We start from the raw sequence: 206 nt of genomic DNA on the forward strand, positions 1-206 counted from the left end.
TCGAGTACAGCTCGGAGACTTCCTGCACGGCCCGCTCGGCGGCCTGTTCCTTGGCCGCGGCCAGTTCGCGCATGAGCTTCTCCGCCTTGTCCGACGCCGCCGCCGCGCGCTTGGTGAGCGCCGCGGCCTCGGGATCGACCTGCGCCAACGGGTACTTCTGCGCATCCTCCAGGAATTCGATGGACTCGTGCTTCCAGACCTCTTCG

General features: G+C 67.5%; 1 pseudogene. It reads right to left on the reverse strand.

Annotation, left to right across the window (positions count from 1 at the left end):
* Nucleotides 1–206, reverse strand: a pseudogene (locus I53_RS11440) (hypothetical protein); the annotation flags it as partial.

Source organism: Methylobacterium sp. B1, assembly GCF_000333255.1.
Lineage (GTDB): Bacteria > Pseudomonadota > Alphaproteobacteria > Rhizobiales > Beijerinckiaceae > Methylobacterium > Methylobacterium fujisawaense.